The following is a 23,121-nucleotide window of genomic DNA, read 5'->3' on the forward strand; positions in this document are numbered from 1 at the left end:
GAGTTTTCTGGGTGATTTTTTCATAGCACTATTGCATTTATGTGCTTAACAAAAGCCTGAGAAGATGTCTTCTCAGGCTTTTTCTGTACTATAAACCTCATTGGGAAAGATAGGAAACGGATTTCGTAATCTTGTTAAGAGGTTTTACTAAATACTAGTCTTTCTTTGTTTTTGCTACAAAGAGAGCAGATAGGGCTAGGCTAACACCTGCTAGGAAGAGGGCTGTGTCAGATTGACTCTCACCTGTTGCTGGCAAGCTCTGTTTTGCTGTTTCTTGTCTAGCAATTTCTTGTTTATGATCTGGAGTCTTACCTTGATCAGAAACTAGAGTGCTAAGTTTAAACTCAGGTTTTTCTACTGTTGGAGCTGCTTGGTCTCCTACTGTTGCTAGCGGGCCTGTGTATTCTGGCAATTCATGCACTAGAGCCATCACTGCATTGACACCACCCTTGAACTCAGGTTTCTCTACTGTTGGAGCAGTTTGGTCTCCTACTGTTGCTAATGCGCCTGTGTACTCTGGAAGTTCATGTACTAGGGCTTCAACTGCATTGACACCACCCTTGAACTCAGGTTTCTCTACTGTTGGAGCAGCTTGGTCACCTACTGTCGCTACGGGGCCTGTGTACTCTGGAAGTTCATGTACTAGGGCTTCAACTGCATTGACACCACCTGTGAATTCAGGAACCTCAAGAACGGGTGCTGGTTCTTCACCCTTGCTTGATTGAACAGGTTCTTCTGTTAATTCTTGATAGAAGCTCGCCAATTCATAAAACTCAGCCTTGCCACCTTCCCAGACTAATTTGACGTCTAGAAGAGAGCCACCATTTCGGATAGCGAAGGTTTGGAGACTAGATGTAATGGCACCGAGGTCTAGCCAACTGTCTTGACCATCCTTGAGTGTTCTAGCAAGAACACGTGCCTTAGCTCCTTCAGGAAGACTGGAAACGAGACGAAGGTGGTTGGCATTGGTTGGTTCAGACAAGTGATACACCAATTCGCCCTTGTCTTTTTCAGACTTGTAGCTGGTCAAGACTTTGCCGTCTACAAGATTATTATAAAGGTTGCCTTGGCTTTCTCCACTACTTCCTTCTACTGTTGGATCATTGATTGGTTTGACAAATTCACCATCGTTGATGACCAATTCTGTAAAGCCTACAAAACGGGCATCATAATCCGCTGTATAGAGGACACGGAGATAGTTAGCTTTAACTGGTGTCGTCAATTCACCTTCGATGTAGCGATTTCCTGGCATTTTAGAATCATGTGTCCAACCATCTGTCAATGAATCATCATGTGTGCTATTGGCCACACCATCTCCTACTGTAACGACATCAGTCCAAGTTTTACCGTCTTGGCTGACTTGAATCTTACCATCACGAAGATAGTTTTGAGTTCCGTCTTGGATGTAAGCTCTAATCTTCTTGATGGTGCGTTCGCTACCAAGTTTCAAGGTTACGTGGCCATCTTTATGGGCATAGTCTGAAAACTCAACGAAGTTGTTGTAAACACCGTCAAACAGTTGATCTAGGTTGTTCAGTTTACGAACATCATTGCTTCCGTATGTTGGATGAATGCCCATAGTTGTAGATTCTAGTTTGGTTGGTTGTACTTCTTTGGTTGTCACAAGGAGAGAAGTGGCTGTCACAGCTTGTTCCTGATCTGTTTTATTGACCAGACGAACATAACGAACCAAGTGGCTCACTACAGATCTGTCTGTCAACTGGCTAGCTGGTGTCCACTCTTGCGCATTTGCAGAGTACTCTAGAGTAAGAGCAGTGTTGACCTGACCTTTGAGCTGGATGCTCTTGATTTGATGGATACGGTCAAGCTTCATTCCTAGATAGCTATGAGCAGGGAGTTTGGTTCCAGCTGGAATTTGAAGCTCGTAACTGCCCAAGCTATCCACTACTGGTGTTTCCTTCAAGGCGTCGACGTTGGTGTCCGTTAACTCACTGTTTCCAGAGCGTGTCTCAACAGAGAAGTCCTGGATACGCCACCAGAGGTCGAGGGCCTTGGTATTGCGTACTCGGATATAACGAGCATTGATTGCTCTAGTCACTTCCTTGGTTTGCTCACCTGACAAGCGATCGAGTTCCTGCCAAGTAGTACCATCTGTAGAATACTCAAGCACACCTGCGGCAAGTTTATCACCTGTTCCTTGACGAAGACGAACTTTAGTGACTGACTTGACTTCACCGAGGTCCAGTTGTGCCCAAGCATCTACTGGTGTCGTATTGCTACCGTCAGCATTTGCCATCATGGCTTCTGTATTGTCCTTGCCATCAGTGATTTGACGAGCTGAGGTATTTAGTTTGTAAACTAAATTTGAGCTCAGACTAACTGTCGTTGCTTGTTGGCTACGAGCTTTTTCAACTGGACGGTTAACTGCAATTTCCTGAACTGCAAACCAGGTATTTTCACGATCTGCTGTCGCAATCATACGAACTGCCTTGGCCTTGATGTTGAGATTCTCAAACTTAAGAAGGGATTCATTTCCGACATAGCTTGGCTCTTTCAAGGTTACCCAGTTGTCATTTTCATCTTGATACTGCACTTCTGCCTTACTAAAGGTATCACGTGGATTTGCCTGCGTTCCCATAGCAAAGGTCAAGGTTTGGATCGCTATCGGTTTGTTGAACTTCATACCAATATAATCACCTGTCTTGATGCTATTTGGTGATTTAATAATCGCATGAGTTGCCAAATCGCCATCCGTTACTTCTGCTAAACCACCTTCTACACCTGTTCGATTGGTGATAAAGGTGCTGATGATTTGGTCTGGATGCAAGACTTTTTGAACTTCAGACGCTAGAACTTCTTTCAAGGATAGGATAAATGAACGAATATGTTGAACACCCAATTCAGCTTTTTCCATATGGTCTACATAATGGAAGGTGTGAGTTTGAGACTGTTCGTACAATTTCAAACCTTTATAGTAGCTATCCCAAAGTTTGGCTGCATCGTTTGTAGCCATGGCTTCAGTTCCTGTAAGGAAGGCATCGAGAGCATTCATTTGATCGATTGCATTATCCAACCAATAGTGGATTTGGGCAACCATTTTTTTATCGCCTGATGCTTTATAGAGTTCGGCTGCTTCTTTAATCTTGGCAAATTCTGCACGCAAGGCTGCACGTTCCGCAGTCACATCCTGACCTGCTTTGAGCTTGGTCATGAAGTCTGTTAATTTTGGAGCTAAGTCTACCGATTCTTCTAGTTTGACGACACGATTATCCATGTTTTGGTTAATCATGTGCTTACCAAGTTCACGGAAGGCTGCCGATACCTTGCTATCTTCAAAATGACCATTTTCTACAAAGTTGAAGGCAATGTCATTGATTTTCTTAGCTTCTTCTTCTGATTTCCATTGTTTCCATGAGTATTGAGCTCCTGAAAAGAGGGCAATCTTAGATGGTTCAGACTGTTGCATTGGGTTCAACATGATACCAGATAGCAAGCTTGGATCCACATTTGGATGAAGGAATTTCTCACCACCACCTAGAATCAAGTGTTGTTTAGAGTTATCTGTTACTGGCCAGTTAATCCAAAGTGAAACTGGGCGATAAGTCTTACCACCTGCGGATAGATTGTTCTTGAGAGTTGAAAGGAAGCTTTCAGAGGCTTCACCCCAAATCTTACCACCCGTCAAGGTCATGGATGTTGAACTTGGGAGATTTTCATTGAGGGATTTCAACTCATCCTCACGTCCATTACCCCAATACTGTCCAGGAACAAAGATCATTTCTTTGCGAAGACCACTGTAAGTTCCCTGCATTTCAGTCAACCACTTGGTCATATCTTGCATCAAGCGGTTGTAGCTATTGTAGCCTCCGACTGGGCTTGGAGCATCATCTGCAAGGATACCAAATTCACGGACACCTACTTTCATCAACTGGGTAAATTTGGCCTTGATGGTTGCCAAATCTTCTTGGTAATGCGCTTCATTGCCAAAGCGGATGCGGTTGTTCATGAATGGATGGATGGTCCAGACATAGCGGGTTTTACTTTGATTTCCGACACGAGCAAGTTCACGAATTTCAGCTAGTTTTTCTTCTGGATAGAGTTCACGCCATTTCTTGTTGTGGTATGGATCGTCTTTTGGTGCAAAGAAGTATTGGTTCAATTTCAAATCGCCACCAAAACGCATGAGTTCTGCACGATCGGCATTCGACCATGGGTTTCCATAGTATCCTTCGATGAAACCACGGTTCTTGAGCTCTGCGTAATCTTCTACTGTTACATTGCGAAGGACTGGTACTTGGCTTTCCTTGAGCATGTGTTTCAAAGTTGTCAAACCATAGAAGACTGCATCTGTGTCTTTTCCGACGATGGAAATCGAATTATCCTTGATGCTCAAGACATAGGCGTCGATCTTGTCAAAGATACCTGCTGAAACATTGGACAAGTTTTGCTCTGCTTGTGAACCTTGTCCATGCACTCCAAGATAGATATTGGTTGCGCCAGCGATTGCTGCCTTACCAGTTGTATAAGATACTTGATTGTCCTGCAAAACACTCTTCAAGCGATTGCGAGTATAGATATCGAGTTGATCGCCCATGACCAGATTGACTTGCTTACGAAGGGCTGTGACTCCTTCTCCATAAGTCACTTTTTGTGGCGTTGGGAAGACCTTGTACTCTTTCTTGAGATAGTCTGCGCTCTTGCTGGCAGCTGCAATGCTGTCTTCGCTAGCTGGTTTACTTGCAGTGAATTGATCTGCCAATTCAACTGTTCCATCACCGGTTTGGTCTACTTTTGGTTTTTCAGGTGTAGTTGGTTTTTCTGGTTGACTTGGTGCAGGCGTTTCTTGCTCTTCTTTGACAGGTTTTAATAGATGAACTTCAGCTGCACTTGCAAAACCACCAACGCCTTCCAATACTTTCAACTCAATCTTGTTGGTATCTACCGCCGCAAAGTTGACTGTTTTTTCTTGGGCGTTGTTGTCCCAGCTTCCTTCTGAAACCTTGACCATTTGGCCATCTATTTGTGCGTAGATTTCGTAGCGCGTCACGACACCATTTCCACCACCTGGACGTGGGAGATAGGTCAAACCATTGACTTTTTCTGCTTCTTTCAAGGTCATAGTAAGGGTGTATGGCGCAGTGTCACCAGTCCACTTAGTATGCCAGAAGGTATTTGGATCATTGTCAAAGGCCTTTTCAACAGCGCCTTCAGTCGCGTTTCCTGGAAGTTGCTGACTGCTTGCGGTTGCTGTAATCTTATCATTTGAAATCAAACGAGGATTTACAAATGGTTTGTCTGACAACTCTGCGCTATGCAAGATTCCTTTGAAACCACCGATGCTTTCAAGCGGTAGAACCAAGCTATTGTGGGCAAAGCGAGGATGGGCTGGATTTGCTATACGCTCAATCTTTTCACCATCCACATAGACTTCTGTTGATTGTGGTTTGGTCACGATAGAGATTTGATAACGTTTGTTCTTTTCAAGTTTTTTATTGAATTGGATATGGAACTGTTCAAATTGATAAGCAAGATAGCCATCTTTATCAGCTAGATAGATACGGTTGTCCCCACTTGTTGAGAAGGTTTGTTCACCGTCTCCAGTGACAGTCACATCAAACTTCAAGACATGACTTGGACCAACATCACCAGCCAAGCCTTCGATACTGCTGTCTTTCTCAAAAGCCAATCCCTGTTCGCTTGCCTTCACTTTCTTACTTGCATAGTTCTTGACTGTTTCAGGATTGATGGTAAACAAATCACTTTGGTCAATCTCTTTATCAGGATTTGACTGTGGCGCATAAGGACTCGTTGGTAGGGTACGTTCTGCAAAGGTCGCAGCTGCACGATCAGATCCCCAAGTGCGCTCCGCAGTGGTTTGCATGCTCTTGAAGAAGCGTTTAAAGATATCATAAGAAGTCAAACCGGTCTCATGAAGGTCAATGTTATCATTCCAAACTGCGTGCCCACCACCAAGGATACTTGGATGAGAAGCTGGTAGAAGTGGACCTCCACCTGTTCTAAAATCATTCGGTGTCCAGCTATTGTACTGACGTTCGTAGTTAGCATAGTCCCCGTAGGCTGCTTGACTATTGCTTCCACTTGGCACACTATAGGTCGGTACATCTGTGATGTTGATAATCTTAGCTCCCTGAGCAATGGCTTCATTTGGTCGTTGCCATCCGATACTCCAGATATCAACCTCTACTCCGTTCCAATCAACAGGAGTGTTCCCACGCTTCGCACTGAGTGAGCCCCAGATACGAGGGGTGTAACCTTTAGACTTGATATATTGGGTCAAATCATTGACATAGCGACGGTAACTTTCTCTGCTGCCATAGTATTCATCCGTTCCAATATGAACAGTGGATACCCCATGAAGTGGTGCATCTGGACCATCGAGGAGTTTGTCATAAACTGATTTGACAAAAGCTAGCGTTTCATCGTATTTATTATCTAGGTCGAGCATGGCAACACGTTCAACATTGTGCTTGCCAGCATAATCACTCAAACTACCTTGATACATGAGGTCTGGGCGGACTTTGACAAATGATAGTGCATGACCTGGTGTGTCAATTTCTGGCACTAGATTGATATGCAAGGCCTTGGCCAATTTAATCAGATTTTGCATTTCTTCCTTGGTATAATGCTCATCTGAAGTCAATTTTTGACCATTCTTACCGACAATGTCTGTCTCCACACGGAAACCAGTCTTAGCGTGTTCAAGTACATACTTGAGTTGTTCTTCTGGACTTAAATTCTTACTTGCCAAGTGTTCCTTAAGGAAGATATAGTTATCGTTGAGGTGCAACTGCAAGTCGTTCATCTTGTAGTAAGCCATGTTGAGCATGATGTCTACAAGAGTGTCATAAGGGATAAATTTACGACCTGTATCCAACATAAAGCCACGGTGGCTGAAACTTGGGAAATCACGAATTTCGCCATTTTGTAGGTCTGTTTCTCCCATTTGAAGAAGAGTCCGAGTGGCGTAGAAGGCTCCTGTGTTTGTGGCAGCTTCGATGGTAATCACATCATTTTGGATAGTGATACCGTACCCTTCTTTACCATAACCCTTGTTTTCAACCTTTTTAAATTCGATTCGTTTTTGAGCCTGCTTGTCACCTGTTGCTAGTTCCAATCCACGGCTAGCAAGGTCTGACTGGTAGAAGGTTGCTGCCTGATCAAAGCCAGAATCACCTGTCGCAAGGACTGTATCTGAAGTGATAGAAGATTGGCCTTCTTTCCCATACCATTGTTGAACAGCTGGTGCTACTTTTGGTTTGACACCTACACCCTCGTCCTGATGTAGACCCTTGATGACTACTTCAAATTCCTTAGTGAAAGTATGGCTGTCTTTGATTTGCTGCACCATAACCTTAACGCGTTGATCTGTCAGAGGTTTATGGATACGATTTTGAAGATCAATCACACCTTGCTTGTTGCTTCCGATAAGGCTAACTTTCCCTGGTAAAGTTGGTAAGACAAGAGACTGTCCATCTTCTGCTACTGTTAGTTCGGTTACTTGGCGGATATCCGTTACCTTACTATGGTCCGGAACGTTAGAATAAGCTCGAATTTCTTGGATGCCAACGTTTCTCCAACCCATTGTGCCCGCTTGATAGTCGTTAATTTCTAACTTAAGATATTTAGCTTGAATACTTTCAGCTAGGTCAACTTTCTCATCTAAAACAGGTTCTCCAGTTTTGGTATGAGCTAGTTTCCATTGTTTTTCTCCATTAGCCCCCACATCTTCTTGGCCTGCGTAATAGAGACTCCAAGATTTGATATTTGGATCATTTTGCCCATTACGAAGACGACGATCCCAGTCTATTTCCACATGTTTGATGAGGGTAGTTTTTGGAAGAGTTAATTCAAAAGTTGGTTTTACTGCATCTCTATCTGTAGCCCAACGAGTATTGTCATCTCCGTCGATAGCCTTATCCGCAGTAAAGTTGGTACCAGTCTCATGGTTGTTTGCTTGGGCAGTAGCACCTTCGAGATGATTGATATCCTCTCTATCTTCGATTGTCTTTTCAGCTGGTTTTGGTGCGGGCGTAGCAGTTTCAGCTGGTTTATTGTCTGCCTTTGGTGTTTCAACCGGTTTGGGCGTTTCTGCTGGCTTGGGACTTGCAGGACCTGTCTCTGGTTTTGCCTCTTCACTTGCTGCAGGATTGGTTCCCTCATCAGTCGCTGGAGTTTCTTCATGACTTGCTTCTGTTGCAGCTTCTGCATCCGCCTTTTCAAGCGCAGCGGCTAAATCATCTGGTAACTTATCCAGGGCTTGAACATGAGTGATACTTCCCTCTGTCTCTGAAGGTGTTGCTGTTTCTGCCGCCTGAACCATATTGGCGCCAAAGATACTAGCACCAATCATAACGGAGGCTGCACCGATTGCAAATTTTCTTATACTATAGTGACAGCGTTTCTCAAAAAAATGTCTATCCATCTTTCTCCTATTCCTTTCATCCGCATACACGAGTAAGCGGTATCATTTCTCCTTTGAAAAAGGAGAGAACCAAGAGGTCCTCTCCGGCTGTTTGTTCCTTTTTGATTCGAGTTGCTTTGAACTGCTGAAATCAAATCTCATTACTCTTCTTTACGTTTTGTCGCAAGGACCGCAGCAGATAAAGCGATACTCACACTTGCTAAGAAGAGGGCTACTTCTGAGCTGTGCTCCCCTGTAGCAGGTAATTTTTCTTCATCTTTAGCTTCCAGAGTTTTGGCATCAGCTACTGGGCTTAGAGTGAGCGGGTACTCAGATTTTTCAACTGTTGGAGCTGCTTGATCTCCAGCAGTAGCCAATACACCTGTGTAGGCTGGCTTTTCATTCACCAAGGCCTCAACTGCATTGACTCCACCTCTATACTCTGGAACTTCATTTGCAGCCGCTAGGACCGCATTGGCTCCACCTTTGTATTCTGGTAATTCGTGAACCAAGGCTTCAACCGCATTAGCGCCGCCTTTGAACTCAGGTAGGTCATGAACAGCCGCTTCTTCTCCAGCTGTTCCGTAAGGACCTGTATATTCAGGTACATCAAGAACTGGTGGTTGCTCTTCACCCTTGCTACTTGTTGGAGCATCTGGTTTCGTAGCAGAATCTTTTAATTGATTGAGATAGTCTGCGAAGTAGGCCACCATTCTTTCCGTCAAGAGATGGTTATCCGTCGCATATTTCATGCTTGCCTGAACGCTAGCTACTTCCTCTTGATTGTCTTTGTCTGTTAATTTCTGCGCCTTAGCTAAAGCTGCTTCATAGCCAGACATGTCAAGAGGTGTTTCTGCTACTTGCGGACGAGTAAAGATAAGTTCCGCTGCAGATTGGTATTTATCGCCACCATCTCCGTAAGTCTTGGTACCAGTAAGGACAATTTTCTTAGCCTTGATTGTCTTGCCAAAGTCAATGTCTTTTGGTTTGTTGTTATTTGGCCAATCTGTCACTGTGAAGGTATGTTCTTTACCAGACTCATCTGTGACAACCAGTTTCACATCTCGCAAGTTTCCATTTGAATCGGATGCACGTGGAACATAACGAAGTCCTGTGATTTCAGTTGGTTCTTTCAAGACCATAGTTGCAGGCTTGCCTACATCTCCACCATTCCAAGATGTATGCCATAGACTAGACACATTACCATCAAAGGCATTCTCAAGACCTTCACCTGGTTGAGCTGGCGCATCCAAACTTTCAAAGTCTTCTGCTACCAAGGCTGTCTTCTTCTGAACCAAAGCATTCTTCAAAGCTTCAATCTTGGCAATCTCTGCACGCGCTTCTTCCACGCTAATGTCATCATCTGCCTGACTGAGGTTAAAGACCGCCTCTTTCAAAGCATCCATAGACTCTTTGGTGTAATTAGTCATGGCTACAGTTGGCAAGTAGTTCTTCAGTGCATTTTCTGTTAGCATCTTACCAGTTAGGGTAATTTCTTCGATGTGAAGATTGTCCATCATGAAATCGTTGTAACCACGGAAGTTGGCATTTCCGCCAGCATCTCCATGAGTATTGCTTGCGTTTCCAGTTGAGTAGATACCTACCCAAGTATCGCCTGTTTCTGCACCTGTCACGAGGAAGGTTGCCTTCTTGGCTTTCTTAGAATCCGTCCAAGTATTTGGCAATTCATGCATTTCCAAGTTGCTTGCTTGAGTACCACGACGACCTGACTGGAATTCTCCCTTACCAACTACAAAGGCATAGGTATTGTCTGATCCTGCTTCGTATTCAAAGGTTACACGATAAGTCTTACCAGCTTCAAAGCGGAAGTTTTGCGGAATAGTTTGGTAAACCAAGTTACGACGGCTCACTAGTCCATTGGTCTTGAGTGACCAATTTCCTTCGATAACATCATCGACTTTCTTACCATTCCAACCACGCTGTGTATATGGATCGTGTTTTTCAGACAAGTGAGTGCGGTTGTCTTCGACACCTTCGACACCGCCCACTACGAATGGGAAAATCCCTTGAGCTACATTTTCAAAGTCTTGTTTAAATGTTCCTTTACCTGTATCATGCTTGTCTCCGTACATGCTTGAATTGTTTTCAAAGGTACGAATTTCATCAAAGTATGTTGCTTCATCACCAGCTTCACGACTCAATGTCAGAGTGACATTTGATACGTCAGATTCAGTTGTAAAGAAGGCGTACATGTTTTGGAAGTAACTTGTATCATCAACTGTAGCATTTTCACGACGATTGTTATGAGCATAAGCTTTGATATAGTTAAGAGCGAGTGACTTATTGGTGTAAGTAGTCACTTCTTTCTCGCCAGTATTCACTGTGATACTTGCCTTAGCATTACTACGGTTATCAACACCGACATAAACAGCATACTTGGTATTTGGTTTCAAGCCAGTCAGTTTCTGAGTAAGACTGACCTTGCTCTTATTACCTTGGATACGAAGCATTTCATTTGCACCCTGTGATTTGACAATTTCTGCCTTGGAAGCATCACCTGAAATGGTCCAGTGTTTCAAGGTTCCACTGTTAAATCCTTGGTCATAGATGTGCATGCCTTCGCTCCATGACATTTCAGGATTGGTTTGTTTTGAACGGTAGAGAACGTATGGTTGATTTGCTAGAAGGTCTAGGGTAATCTTGCCATCTTTTACAGTGAGTTCTTGCTCTTCTGTCTTACCTTGGTCAGTTAGCTTGTAAAGGTAAACCTTGCTATTTGCCCAATCGCTTGGAAGTGTCCAAGTTGTTGCACCGGCCTGCGTATTGAAGTAGTACATTTTTTCCTTATCAGTAGGAAGTTTCTTACCATTTGCATCCCAGTTCCAAGGAGTCAAGTAAGCTGAACCATCTTGAATGACACGTCCGTTTAGCGTTACTGTACGTTCGCGGTATTGCGGACTATTGACATCATTTGACTTACGAGTCACAACTACTTTATTGTTATCCGCATCTACCAATTCCACTCGCATTTCTGGAGTCCATTTATAGGTGCTACCGTTATCAGTCATGGTAACTGGTGTACCATTTTCCCATTTACTTACAGTGAAGTGTTGGAAGTACTTGGTCATGACATCATGGGTAAAGAGGTTAGTCACGTAGCCATTGTAGTCGCTTCGTCCTTGCCAGCCTTCAAAGTCTTTCATGCTGTAGCCACCTAGAAGTGGGTAGTTGGCTGCACCACCGTAACTTCTGTAGTCCCCAACCCAAGAATCTTTTTGGTGGTTGCGGATAAAGCGGGTGATAGCACTGTTGATACCTTTATTAGTGTAGCCACCATAGGTCAAGTCAGCTGCCCAGTGTTGGAAGGTAGAGTCGTATTCACCACCATGGCCCCACTCAATCGCAAAACGCCAGCCTTGTTTGTTAATTTCTTTAGCAAGAACGTGGGTAGCCCAGGCACCGTTATCACCTGATTGACCATTGCCCCATACGTCCACATAGATAAAGTCGAGACCTTCACCAAGTTTTTTCTTCAAGTCTTCCCAACGAGCCAAACGTCCATGCGCCAAGTCATAAGCAGCATCAATGTTGATACCTTGGTCTAGCCAGTTCCAACCATAGCTGTAGCTTCCATCTGGATTCTTACGAAGAATATTTTCGTTAAAGTATTTAGACTCAGGATAGGTCTCAGAAGCGTTCACGTGAATACCTAGATGAGCTCCATATTTCTTCGCTTTTTCAATCAAGGTCTTGAAGTCTTCGACACCACCAATACGTTTACCAATATCAGCATAATTCAAGTGACCAGAGTCGTGACCTTCACTACCATATCCTTTAAGGAGAACACCTTGCCCAAGACCATCTGTGTGGAGATTGATTTTCTTGATACCATCCAAGGTCATAAGGAATGGGTTTTGTGCTTGAGAACCAAAGTTCATCGCGATACGGTAAGCAGTGATATCCTTAACTTTTTCCCAACCTTGAGGGTTGTTCATGATGCTACGATAAGCAATGGCACCATCCTGCCAGTCGACTTTCTTGTCCGCATTGGCATCTTCAGTGATAACAACCTTGGCACTTGGAAGTTCCTTAGTATACTCTGGGAAGACGATGCCCTTATAAGCTTTTTCCCATTGCCACTCAGAACTTTGGATTCCCACATAGTTTGTATTTCCAACAGTTTGTTTGAATGCTGTCAAACGAGTCCAGTCATTCGAACCACCACCGTAACTGTTTTGAGAGTTACTCCAAACACCTGCAGCAAGCTTATCTGTAGAAACAAAACCATACATGTAACCCTTAGCCAAGTTTTTCATTGGATTGGTTACATCGATATGATCATCTCCGCTGACATGGGTATTGTTTGACATAGTTGCTCCGTCAAACTTAGCCCCAGTTTGGTCGCTTGAAACTGACACAAGTGAGTTCCCCAAGAAATTGATAGAGGAGAGAAGTTTTCTTTCATCGTCAATCTTTTGACCTGGAGTAACTTGATTGTGGTTGACAATCTTGGTCACATCAAAATGCAACTGATTTTCTACAACTTGCAAGCGTACTGTCATATCTGCATTGATGAAATTCTTCTCGTCACGAAGCTTCATCAAGTACTCTGCAGTAGTATCATTGATCTTCTTATAGGTGACTTCAGGTGTAATTTCGCGATTGTTTACCAAGATTTTCTTAAGTTGTTGAACTTGTCCTGGCAAAGTATGCCCATTCAAGGTGTATTCTTTGACTCGAGGGAAGGCTTGGTCAATCACTGCCTTGAGAACCTTGGACTGGATCGTATCATAAGTCACCTTGCTATCATCAACAGCCGGACCTGTTTCTTTCTGGGCAGGAGTATCATCCGCTTTTACACCTTCTTGATTGTCTGTTTTAACGCTGACAACCGTACGGTCATTGCTATAAGTTCCTGCCTTGAGAAGGATCTTCTTCTCATTTTTAAGATTCTCATTGACCGCAGCTGGCAAAGTAACTGTATCAAAAAGTTTTACATCATTATTTGTTGCATTCAGCTGACCATCTGATTTTAAGCTAATAGTCAGATGATTCACTGATCCATTTACTGGAGCTGCAACACGACCGCCCTGATACCATGTGCTGTTACCTGGAGTTTTGTATTCCCAGAACCAGCCACCTTGGTCATATCCAACAAAAACATTGTTCTTGGTATCTTTAAATTTCAAGAAGACACCAAAGCGTGATTTGCCCTTTTCAGAATCATCTTTGAAGGTTAAATCAACCGTTGCATTTCCATTAGCATCAACTGTCAATCCTTGTTTTTCAAACAAGGCTGGTTTGCCATCATTGTCATTTTGGGCCGTTGAAGACAATTGATTGTAGCGAACACCCTTTTCTTCACGAATAGTGACTGTTCCTTGTTGCTCTTTATTCGCTACTGTTTGCCATTCAGGAGTTACTGTCTTAGGTGTTTCAGGTTTAGCAGCTGCAGGTTTATCCTCTTTTGGTTTTTCTTCAGCCGGTTTTTCTTTCTCTTCCAAGTCGGCTGGTTTCACACTTGAAATTCCCTGTATGTGGTCTTGGATCCATTTTAGTTGAGCTGGTGAGAAGAGAATGCCGCCGCTCCGTTTTCCAACTACACCATTTTGGTGCACACCGACCAGTTTTCCTTCTGTATCAAAGATACCGCCACCACTAGCGCCCGGTTTTCCTCCTTGGTAACCAATCCCTTGGACACCTTCTCCGTATGGTTCCGCAAAATCAACTGTAGTATTGACAATCGGATTCAATTTCCCTTCTGGATAACCAAAGACATGGAGTTTATCTCCAATTTTCTTAACTACTGGCTTTTTAGTTACTTCAACAGGCGTATTTTCTAGAACTGTACGTAATCTCACTAGGGCCAAATCATTTTTGAAGCCTTTCAGGTAGCCTTCACGATCCCAATGAATGATATCTTTCTTGCTAAACTTGACATCTGGCAATCCTGGATATGAGATGCTATAGATATCTCCATCCCCTTGGTCATTATCCACAACCTTACGGATATTGCCGTCTTGGCTATCCTTGATAAAGTTATGAGAAACCGTCAAGACAAGGTCTTTAGCAATGACAATACCGCTACCTTCTCCTGATGGCGTCTTAATCTTAACAGTCGCGCCGTAGTTTAATTCCCCATTGGTAGTCTTAGCCACATCTTCTGGGACGAGCTTCCCAGTATCTTGGGCCAATTGATCCTTGTCAACTTCACGCCCATTATCTTCAGCTTTCTCCAACTTATCTTCTAATTCTTTTGGCAAATTGCTTTGCTTTTCAGACTTTTCTTTTTCTTGAGCCAACAACTCTTCTTCTGTTTGAGGACCTTCAGTAGTCTCAGCTGAACCAGGATTCTGAGCGGCAGCTTCCTTGTCAAAATCGTGCCCCTCATCACTAGCCTTCTTATCCAAATCAGCTAGTTCACTCGGCAAATTATCTGTTGAACCAACTCTTGCTTGATCAGCCAATACTGGGCTAGCCGCGAAGAAAGTCGCTCCAATCATCACCGAAGCTACTCCAAGCGTAAACTTACGAATACTGAACTTACAGCGTTTTTCAAAAAATCGTTTATCCATGAACTCCTAAATCCTTTCATTTTACAGTAAGCGTTTACATTTCTTTTTTAAAAAATACTCCTTTCTCTGAAAGTGCTATGCTTAACTGTTATAAATAAAAAATAATTGTACTTTTAATATAACAAATAAAAAGGCAGAAAGCAATAGGAAATAGGTAAAATTCACTAAAATTTTCTCTTTTCTGAAAAATCCTATCTCTAATCATTCAGGGACTTATACCAAGATAAAAAAGGACTTAACCATCATGTCGATGGCTAAATCCTTTACTTTTTTAAAGTTATTTCACATGGTTTGCGAGATCTTCTTGGGCCTTTTTATTTGACTCTTCTTTTTCTTTCAACCATTTTTCTTGAGCTTTTTGGTATTCTTCTGTTGTCACTGCCTTATCTTGTACTTCTAGATATTTGTACAAAAGGGCTTCGCTCATACCCTTGTTACCAGAGTATGCAAATGGAAGTGTAAATGGCACCATCTTAGACAACATTGGACGACCAGTTTGAGAAGTTGTTGGGATGAGCAAGGCACTGTCTGTCAACCAAGCTTGGGCAGCAGCATATTTCTCATAACGTTTTGAAACATCAGAAGTTTCTTCACCAGCTTCCACAACCATTTTTTCGTAATCTTCTAAACCAACTTGCTTAGCCGCAGCGTTGTTTGTCCCAGAATCAAATCCTAGATATGTTTTCGTATTTTCTCCTACAGAAGGCTTGATAATATCAAGATAAGTAGATGGATCGATATAGTCTGGAGACCAACCCACGTTATCTGAGATATCCCAGTCTTCTCCAGCCGCAGTTTCAGCGAAGTAGGTAATGTTTTGAACATCATCTTTTTGGAGCTGTTGGATATCGATAACCACATTATCTGATCCTAGATTTTCTTCAACTGACTGTTTAAATGATTGAACACGTTGAACTTTTGTTGTATTAGTTTGGTCTACAGGCATATCCAAGTGGATTGGGAATTTCACACCTTCCGCTTGAAGGGTCGCCTTAGCTTTAGCGAATTCTGCTTTAGCTTTGTCAGGATTATAGAGTCCATCTTGGGCATCATCCAAGTTTACGTTGCTCCACTCGTCTCCATAGGTCACCAATTTTTCCTTAACTAATTCCCCAAAGTTTTTCCCATCTGCCTGTACAAATGTAGGGGGAACAAACAAATTACGAAGCAGTTTAGTGGCCCCGCTTGCACCATTTACTTGAGAAGCGTAGGCTGTTCTGTCAAAACCAAATGCAATAGCTTGACGGAAGTCCTTATTCAAAAGGGCCTTCTTGGTTGATGCTTTTTCCTCATCTGTTGTCTTAGAAGTGTACTTATAGGACTGACGATCGATATTTGTGCCTACTAAATAAGTAGTAGAATCTTGTTGGGTATAAACGATATTGTCTTTGAATGCTTTTTCAGTCTCTGAGTAACTAGCACTTGTTGGGAAGAGACGAGCCATTGTAAAGCTACCGTCTTTGAAAGCTTCAGTTGGCTTATTAGTATCTTGACCATCCCAGAAGGATAATTTCACTTTATCAAGATGAACATTGTCTTTGTCCCAATAGTTTGGATTCTTTTCGAACTCGACTGATGATTTGGCTACGATTGATTTGAGTAAGAATGGTCCATTATAGAGAATGCTACTTGGGTCCGTACCTTTAGCAAAGTCATCCCCTTTAGAGTTCAAAAATTCTTCATTAACAGGAGCCAGAACACCCATTGTTGTCTTAGAATTCCAGAAACTTTCTGGCTTGTTCAATGTGTATTGAACGGTATAATCATCAAGAGCTTTGATTCCTACTTGAGAAAAATCTGTAATTTCTCCTTTGACATAGGCATCCAATCCCTTGATAGATTCCTGAACCAGGTAAAGACCATCTGATTTCTTATCAGCAGCATACTTAAGACCAGTTACAAAGTCTTGAGCTTTAACTTCTGCATACTCCTCACCTTCAGATGTATACCATTTTGCATCCTTTCGGAGTGTATACGTATAAGTCAATCCATCCTTAGATACAGACCAATCCTCAGCCATAGATGGTACAAAGTTACCATAGCGGTCATTTTCAAGCAAGCCATCAATAACGTTACTAGTAATATTTGCTGTAGCTGCCTTACCAGTTGTCAAATAGTTTAGGTTATCAGGATCCGTTTCGTAAATGTATGAGAATGTTTTCTCACCTTTAGCATTTGAACTTGATCCAGAGCAGGCCGCAAGAGTCGCAGCTGCCAATAACGTCACACCCGCAAGGGCAAGTAGTTTTGAACTTTTCATTGTTTTCTCCTTTAAAACTTTCACCCCATTATAGTCCCTTTTCAGAAACATGTCAATAAAATTTTCAGAATTTTTGAATTACTTTGGTAAATTCTGAAAAATAAGTTTTCTATTATAAAATTATGATTCTCTAATACTATATTTTTATATCTTAAACCAGCAAAACAAGGGCCGAAAATCAGATTTTTTATCATTTTTTTGCTATGATTAGATAGAAGAAAAGTTAAGGAGAAGACAATGATATTAATTACAGGTACAAATGGTCAACTCGGTACCGAACTACGTTATTTACTAGATGAACGAAATGTGGACTATGTTGCAGTGGATGTGGCCGAAATGGATATCACTAATGCTGAGATGGTTGAGAAAGTCTTTGCCGAGGTTAATCCAACTCTGGTCTATCATTGTGCAGCCTACACTGCTGTTGATGCTGCAGAAGATGAGGGAAAAGAACTGGATTTTGCCATAAACGTAACTGGAACTGAAAATGTAGCCAAAGCCTCTGATAAATACGGAGCTACTCTCATTTATATTTCAACAGACTACGTCTTTGATGGAAAGAAACCCGTCGGACAAGAGTGGGAAGTCGATGACCTACCTGATCCGCAAACAGAGTACGGGCGTACCAAGCGAATGGGTGAGGAACTTGTTGAAAACCTTACGTCACAGCATTACATCATCCGCACTGCTTGGGTCTTTGGAAATTATGGAAAAAACTTTGTCTTTACCATGCAAAATCTAGCCAAAACCCATAAAACGCTCACAGTAGTCAACGACCAACACGGCCGTCCAACTTGGACACGTACCTTGGCTGAGTTTATGACCTACTTGACTGATAATCAAAAAGAGTTTGGCTACTACCACTTATCAAATGACGCAGCTGAAGACACCACTTGGTATGACTTTGCTGTCGAGATTCTTAAAGACAGTGATGTCGAAGTAGTACCAGTAGACTCCAGCAAGTTCCCTGCTAAGGCTAAACGTCCCCTCAACTCAACCATGAGTTTAGCCAAAGCGAAGGCGACAGGTTTCGTCATTCCAACCTGGCAAGATGCCCTTAAAGAGTTTTATAAACAAGAAGTAAGAAAATAAAAGATTACGACATACATAAAAAGCAAGATACCATGAGGTCTCTTGCTTTTTAGTATCTGATTAGTTAATCACTTGTTGTGTTTTAGCATAGTTAGCCTCTACCGCTTCTTTTTCAGATTTCCACCAATCTTGGTTGTCTGTATACCATTTGATGGTCTCTTTGAGGCCTGCTTCAAAATTGGTAAACTCTGGCTTCCACCCTAGTTCATCACGGAGCTTGCTGGCATCAATGGCATAGCGAAGGTCGTGGCCGGCACGATCTGTCACATGGTCATAAGCATCAGCTGGCTGTCCCATTTCCTTGAGAATCAGCTCCAGAACTTCCTTGTTGTTCTTCTCGCCATCAGCACCAATCAAGTAAGTTTCGCCGATTTGACCCTTGGTCAAAATCGTCCAAACGCCTGATGAATGGTCATTGGTATGAATCCAGTCACGGACATTCTTGCCTTCACCATAGAGTTTTGGCTTGATACCGCTCAAGATATTGGTGATCTGGCGCGGAATGAACTTCTCGATGTGCTGGTAAGGACCATAGTTGTTTGAACAGTTCGAAATAGTCGCTTTGACACCAAATGAGCGCACCCAAGCTTTGACAATCAAGTCTGAAGCTGCCTTGGTTGATGAGTAAGGTGAGCTTGGATTGTACTTGGTTTCAGCCGTAAATTTCTCACCTGGACCTTCTCCATGACCTGGCAAATCTTCACGTAAAGGGAGATCTCCATAGACTTCATCAGTCGACACATGGTGGAAACGAATGTCGTATTTACGTGCTGCTTCCAAAAGTGTGTAAGTTCCGATGAAGTTGGTGTGGATAAAGGGACTCGGGTCATTGAGCGAGTTGTCATTGTGGCTTTCTGCCGCATAGTGAACGATAGCATCCGCTTCAGCTGCCAGCTTATCTACCAAGGCTGCATCAGCAATATCTCCAACAACCAACTCAACACGATCGCCTAGAATTTCTTCAATATTAGCACGATTACCCGCATAAGTCAGCTTATCCAGTACTGTCACATGAACATCTGGAAAGTTTTTGTAAACATAATGAACAAAGTTAGAACCGATAAAACCAGCCCCACCTGTCACGATGATATTTTTGTATTCAGTCATTTTTATTCCTTAACTTTTTTACAAATCTTCTTTTCTTAGTGGTTTGACATCCTTAAGTAGGGGATGATTTTTATCAGCTTCTGAGACTTCTGCTGCTTCTAGGTTTTCCCACTCAATGCCCAAAGCTGGGTCTGCATAGTTGACAAAAGCATATTTAGGCTTGAGTTCAAGTGCCCAATAGTCATTGACCAGATAGCTATAAGAAACTGTATCCGAGAGGACTTGGAAACCATTGGCTACGCCGCGAGGGACAAAGATTCCCTTACTTGCATCAATCTCGGTCTGATAAACATTTCCAAAAGTCTCACCTTCACGTAGGTCAACCCAAGAACCCAGAACCTTGCCACCATCTGCTACTGAGATGTACTTATCCCAAGGTTCAGCATGGAGTCCTCGAAGAACATTTTTGCGAGAAAAGCTGACGTTATTTTGCAGTTTTCCTTCAGCAAAGAAGCTTTCAGGAAAACCAAGCGGTAGCATCTTTTCTTTCTGGAAATTTTCCTTAAACCAGCCACGATTGTCACCATGAACTGGAATGTCGAACTCTAACAAACCTGGAATGGCATCAATCTTGTGCACTGCAAGTGTTTTGTCGAAAAAATTATCAGTCATCTAGATTTCTCCAATCAAACGGAGCAAGTATTGCCCGTATTCATTCTTCTTGAGAGGTTGCGCCAACTTCATCACATCTTCGCGGCTGATATAACCCATTCGGTAGGCAATTTCTTCTAGGTTGGCAACCTGAACATTTTGCATTCGTTGAACCGTTTCGATATATTGGGATGCTTCTAACAGACTCTCATGTGTCCCAGTATCCAACCAGGCAAAACCACGGCCCATCACCTCAACAGAAAGATCTCCACGTTTCAAATAAGCATTGTTGACATCTGTGATTTCCAACTCGCCACGAGCACTCGGTTTGATCTGTTTGGCAATCTCCACAACGTCATTGTCATAGAAATAAAGACCTGTCACTGCATAGTTAGAGCGAGGATTCTCCGGTTTTTCTTCTATGGAAATAGCATTCATGTCTGTATCAAACTCGACCACACCAAAACGCTCTGGATCCTTCACTTGGTAGCCAAAAACAGTCGCACCCTTCTCTTTCTTAGCTGCCTTTTGAAGCATTCTGCTCAAACCAGGTCCATGATAGATATTATCCCCCAAGATCAAAGCAACACTATCGTCGCCGATAAATTCTTCACCGATAAGAAAAGCCTGAGCAAGTCCGTCGGGACTAGGCTGTTCCGCATAGGAAAGCTTGATCCCAAATTCGGAACCATCCAAGAGCAGGTCCTTAAAACGGGGCAAATCCTGTGGTGTTGAGATGATCAAAATTTCCTTAATCCCTGCCAACATCAAGGTTGACAAAGGATAGTAAATCATGGGTTTATCATAAACCGGCATCAGCTGTTTTGACGCAGCTCGAGTAAGTGGGTACAGTCGGGTACCTGAACCACCCGCAAGAATAATACCTTTCATAATAGGTTTCCTTTCTGGCTAATTACCTATCCTATATTATATTTCATCTTGTCCCAAATTCCCTAAGGAATTTACTTCAATTTGGATAAGGCAGCTTTTAAATAGGCTCCGTCTCGAAGAGCAGCTCCAACTTTCCTAGCTTGTTCTGAAAGTTCCTTGTAGTCTTGAAGTGTCAAATCATCTAGTACTATTTGGAGGTCGTGTAGAGAATCAACTGCTAGACCACACTGTTTATCCAGAACAAAATGCGCAAGGGCAGACTCTTTCCAAACCACTAGAGGAAAGCCCGAAGCCAAATAAAGAGAGGCCTTGTGCGAGTTGTTAAAGCGTAGATAGTTTCCGTAAGAACCTTGGCAGGTTTCTGAGCTGTCTCCGTCCCAGACCAAACCAAAACTACCTTCAAGAGCAGCTGGGAGGTCATCTGGCATAAAGGAACCAAAGTAGCTAGTGTTTTTCAATGCACGACTTTCATCATAGCCCACTCCATACAAGTTATAGGCTGGCTGTTCTGGCAAATTATAAAGATAGCCTGATTTAGTCAAATTCAAATTCCCAGCAACTATGATAGGTTGATCTTTTTGAGGAAGAGTTTTTTCTTGGAAGTCTGGAATCAAATAATCAAAAATCTCTAGACTTACCATTTTATCAGACGGAAATCCTTGACCGGCTAAAACATTTTTCATGATATCATTATGAACGATAATCCCATCCACTGACGTTAGAGCTTTCTTCTCTTGGAAGTAATTTCTCACTTTATGACGAAATTTCACTTCTGAACCTGCTGCATGACGCAAGGTTTCAATATCATGAATCAAAAGATAGAATTTAACTCCTCTTTTTTGCGCCTGCTTGATGAGTTGTGAGATGAAAAATGTATGGTGGATAATAGGGAACTGAATCACCAATTCATCTCCAGCTTCCAACTGATCAAACACAGACTTGGTCGCACGATATTTGTGTTGTTGAGCTTTAAAGAAATTCATCTTATACCAATTCTCAACCTTGAGCTCCAACCCCTCATAACCCTCTGAGATTAGAATAATTTCCACGTCATTTCGTGCCTTACTCCCTGCATTCTTTTCGTGTGCATTATGCAGAAATGAATCCTTCAGATAATATTTCACCTTTTCTCCCCTTTATCCGTGATGTTCTTAGATACTCCCTAGTTCTTCTTCTACCACATCCAATGCACGTTCAACAGTCACGTGCATATCATAGTATTTATAATCTGCCAAGCGCCCACAGAAAATAACGCGCCCATTTTTCTCAGCTTCTGCTAGATACTGCTCATAAATTGCATTGTTTTTGGCATCATTGATTGGATAGTAAGGTTCATCTCCTCTTTTCCAATCTGCTGGATATTCTCGAGTAATAACCGTCTTGTCCTGAGTCCCAAACTCAAAATGTTTGTGTTCGATGATACGTGTATAGGGAATATCACGCTCAGTATAGTTGACTACGGCATTTCCTTGATAATTTTCTTGGTCCAAAATCTCATGCTCAAAACGGAGACTACGATACTCAAGTTCACCAAACTTATAGTCAAAGAACTGATCAATCATCCCTGTAAAGACAATCTTAGTTGCTGAAGCCTCCAAGTTCTCCCGATCAGCAAAGAAATCTGTATTAAGCTCTACTTCGATTCCTTCCAACAACTTTTCGATGATGACATTGTAACCACCAATTGGAATCCCTTGGTAACGGTCATTGAAATAATTGTTATCATAGGTCAATCGAACAGGTAAACGCTTGATGATAAAGGGTGGTAGTTCAGTAGCAGAACGCCCCCATTGCTTTTCGGTGTAGCCCTTGATTAGCTTTTCATAAACATCCGTACCAATCAACTTAATGGCTTGTTCCTCTAAATTTTTAGGCTCAACATCTTGCATGTGTGTCGTCTGCTCAGCAATCTTGTCCTTGACTTCTTGGGGTGTCTTTGTCCCCCACAAAGCATAGAAAGTGTTCATATTGAAAGGCAGATTGTAAAGATGTCCTTGATAGTTGGCAATAGGAGAATTGATATAATTGTTAAACTCCGCAAACTGATTGACATATTCCCATACCTTTTTATTAGATGTATGGAAGATATGAGCCCCATACTTGTGGACATTGATTCCTTCAACAGATTGGCAATAGATATTCCCACCAATATGTTCTCGTTTATCAATCACCTTCACCTTCTTGCCACGTTTGTTAGCTTCGTAGGCAAAGATTGCACCTGACAAGCCAGCACCGACAATCAAATAATCGTACATAAAATC

At 42.5% G+C, this 23,121-nt stretch carries 9 protein-coding genes; 1 reads left to right on the plus strand and 8 read right to left on the minus strand.

What is annotated here, in order from left to right; translation table 11 throughout:
• Window positions 1-154 precede the first annotated feature (154 nt).
• The 3 genes from HMPREF2991_RS04250 to HMPREF2991_RS04260 form a co-directional block, all read right to left on the minus strand.
• Window positions 155-8,404 carry an SIALI-17 repeat-containing surface protein gene (locus HMPREF2991_RS04250; protein WP_070683576.1) on the minus strand — a complete coding sequence of 2,750 codons (8,250 nt, stop codon included), beginning with the start codon at window positions 8,402-8,404 and terminating at the stop codon, window positions 155-157.
• 140 nt (window positions 8,405-8,544) lie between these two features.
• On the minus strand, window positions 8,545-14,919 hold the full coding sequence (locus tag HMPREF2991_RS04255) for a SpGH101 family endo-alpha-N-acetylgalactosaminidase (protein ID WP_083312768.1): 6,375 nt from the start codon (window positions 14,917-14,919) through the stop codon (window positions 8,545-8,547).
• Between the two features lie 277 nt (window positions 14,920-15,196).
• Entirely contained in the window at window positions 15,197-17,179 is a 1,983-nt protein-coding gene (locus HMPREF2991_RS04260; RefSeq protein ID WP_070567267.1) for a peptide ABC transporter substrate-binding protein, read from the minus strand.
• A 237-nt stretch (window positions 17,180-17,416) separates the two neighbouring features.
• Between HMPREF2991_RS04260 and rfbD the strand changes: the two genes are divergently transcribed.
• Window positions 17,417-18,271, plus strand: a complete 855-nt coding sequence (gene rfbD, locus HMPREF2991_RS04265; RefSeq protein ID WP_070567269.1) for a dTDP-4-dehydrorhamnose reductase — start codon at window positions 17,417-17,419, stop codon at window positions 18,269-18,271.
• Window positions 18,272-18,331: 60 nt separating this feature from the next.
• Here rfbD and rfbB read toward each other — a convergent pair whose 3' ends face one another.
• The 5 genes from rfbB to glf all read right to left on the minus strand — a co-directional run bounded on the left by rfbB (window position 18,332) and on the right by glf (window position 23,115).
• Window positions 18,332-19,378, minus strand: coding sequence for a dTDP-glucose 4,6-dehydratase (gene rfbB / locus HMPREF2991_RS04270; protein WP_070567271.1), 1,047 nt, complete (start codon window positions 19,376-19,378; stop codon window positions 18,332-18,334).
• Between the two features lie 18 nt (window positions 19,379-19,396).
• Window positions 19,397-19,990 (minus strand): dTDP-4-dehydrorhamnose 3,5-epimerase family protein, encoded by a 594-nt coding sequence (locus HMPREF2991_RS04275; protein ID WP_070567273.1) that lies wholly within the window; start codon window positions 19,988-19,990, stop codon window positions 19,397-19,399.
• Window positions 19,991-20,860 carry a glucose-1-phosphate thymidylyltransferase RfbA gene (gene rfbA / locus HMPREF2991_RS04280; protein ID WP_070567274.1) on the minus strand — a complete coding sequence of 290 codons (870 nt, stop codon included), beginning with the start codon at window positions 20,858-20,860 and terminating at the stop codon, window positions 19,991-19,993.
• A gap of 71 nt (window positions 20,861-20,931) precedes the next feature.
• Window positions 20,932-21,984 carry a glycosyltransferase gene (locus tag HMPREF2991_RS04285; protein ID WP_070567276.1) on the minus strand — a complete coding sequence of 351 codons (1,053 nt, stop codon included), beginning with the start codon at window positions 21,982-21,984 and terminating at the stop codon, window positions 20,932-20,934.
• Between the two features lie 27 nt (window positions 21,985-22,011).
• Window positions 22,012-23,115 carry a UDP-galactopyranose mutase gene (glf, locus tag HMPREF2991_RS04290; protein WP_070567278.1) on the minus strand — a complete coding sequence of 368 codons (1,104 nt, stop codon included), beginning with the start codon at window positions 23,113-23,115 and terminating at the stop codon, window positions 22,012-22,014.
• Between the last annotated feature and the right edge of the window lie 6 nt (window positions 23,116-23,121).

The sequence above is a fragment of the Streptococcus sp. HMSC072D07 genome, from assembly GCF_001814835.1.
Classification (GTDB): domain Bacteria; phylum Bacillota; class Bacilli; order Lactobacillales; family Streptococcaceae; genus Streptococcus.

Excerpts from the sequence above, each read along its gene's own strand:
- HMPREF2991_RS04250 (WP_070683576.1), bottom strand. The coding sequence starts at position 8,404 with ATGGATAGACATTTTTTTGAGAAACGCTGTCACTATAGTATAAGAAAA.
- HMPREF2991_RS04255 (WP_083312768.1), bottom strand. The coding sequence starts at position 14,919 with ATGGATAAACGATTTTTTGAAAAACGCTGTAAGTTCAGTATTCGTAAG.
- HMPREF2991_RS04260 (WP_070567267.1), bottom strand. The coding sequence starts at position 17,179 with ATGAAAAGTTCAAAACTACTTGCCCTTGCGGGTGTGACGTTATTGGCA.
- rfbD (WP_070567269.1), top strand. The coding sequence starts at position 17,417 with ATGATATTAATTACAGGTACAAATGGTCAACTCGGTACCGAACTACGT.
- rfbB (WP_070567271.1), bottom strand. The coding sequence starts at position 19,378 with ATGACTGAATACAAAAATATCATCGTGACAGGTGGGGCTGGTTTTATC.
- HMPREF2991_RS04275 (WP_070567273.1), bottom strand. The coding sequence starts at position 19,990 with ATGACTGATAATTTTTTCGACAAAACACTTGCAGTGCACAAGATTGAT.
- rfbA (WP_070567274.1), bottom strand. The coding sequence starts at position 20,860 with ATGAAAGGTATTATTCTTGCGGGTGGTTCAGGTACCCGACTGTACCCA.
- glf (WP_070567278.1), bottom strand. The coding sequence starts at position 23,115 with ATGTACGATTATTTGATTGTCGGTGCTGGCTTGTCAGGTGCAATCTTT.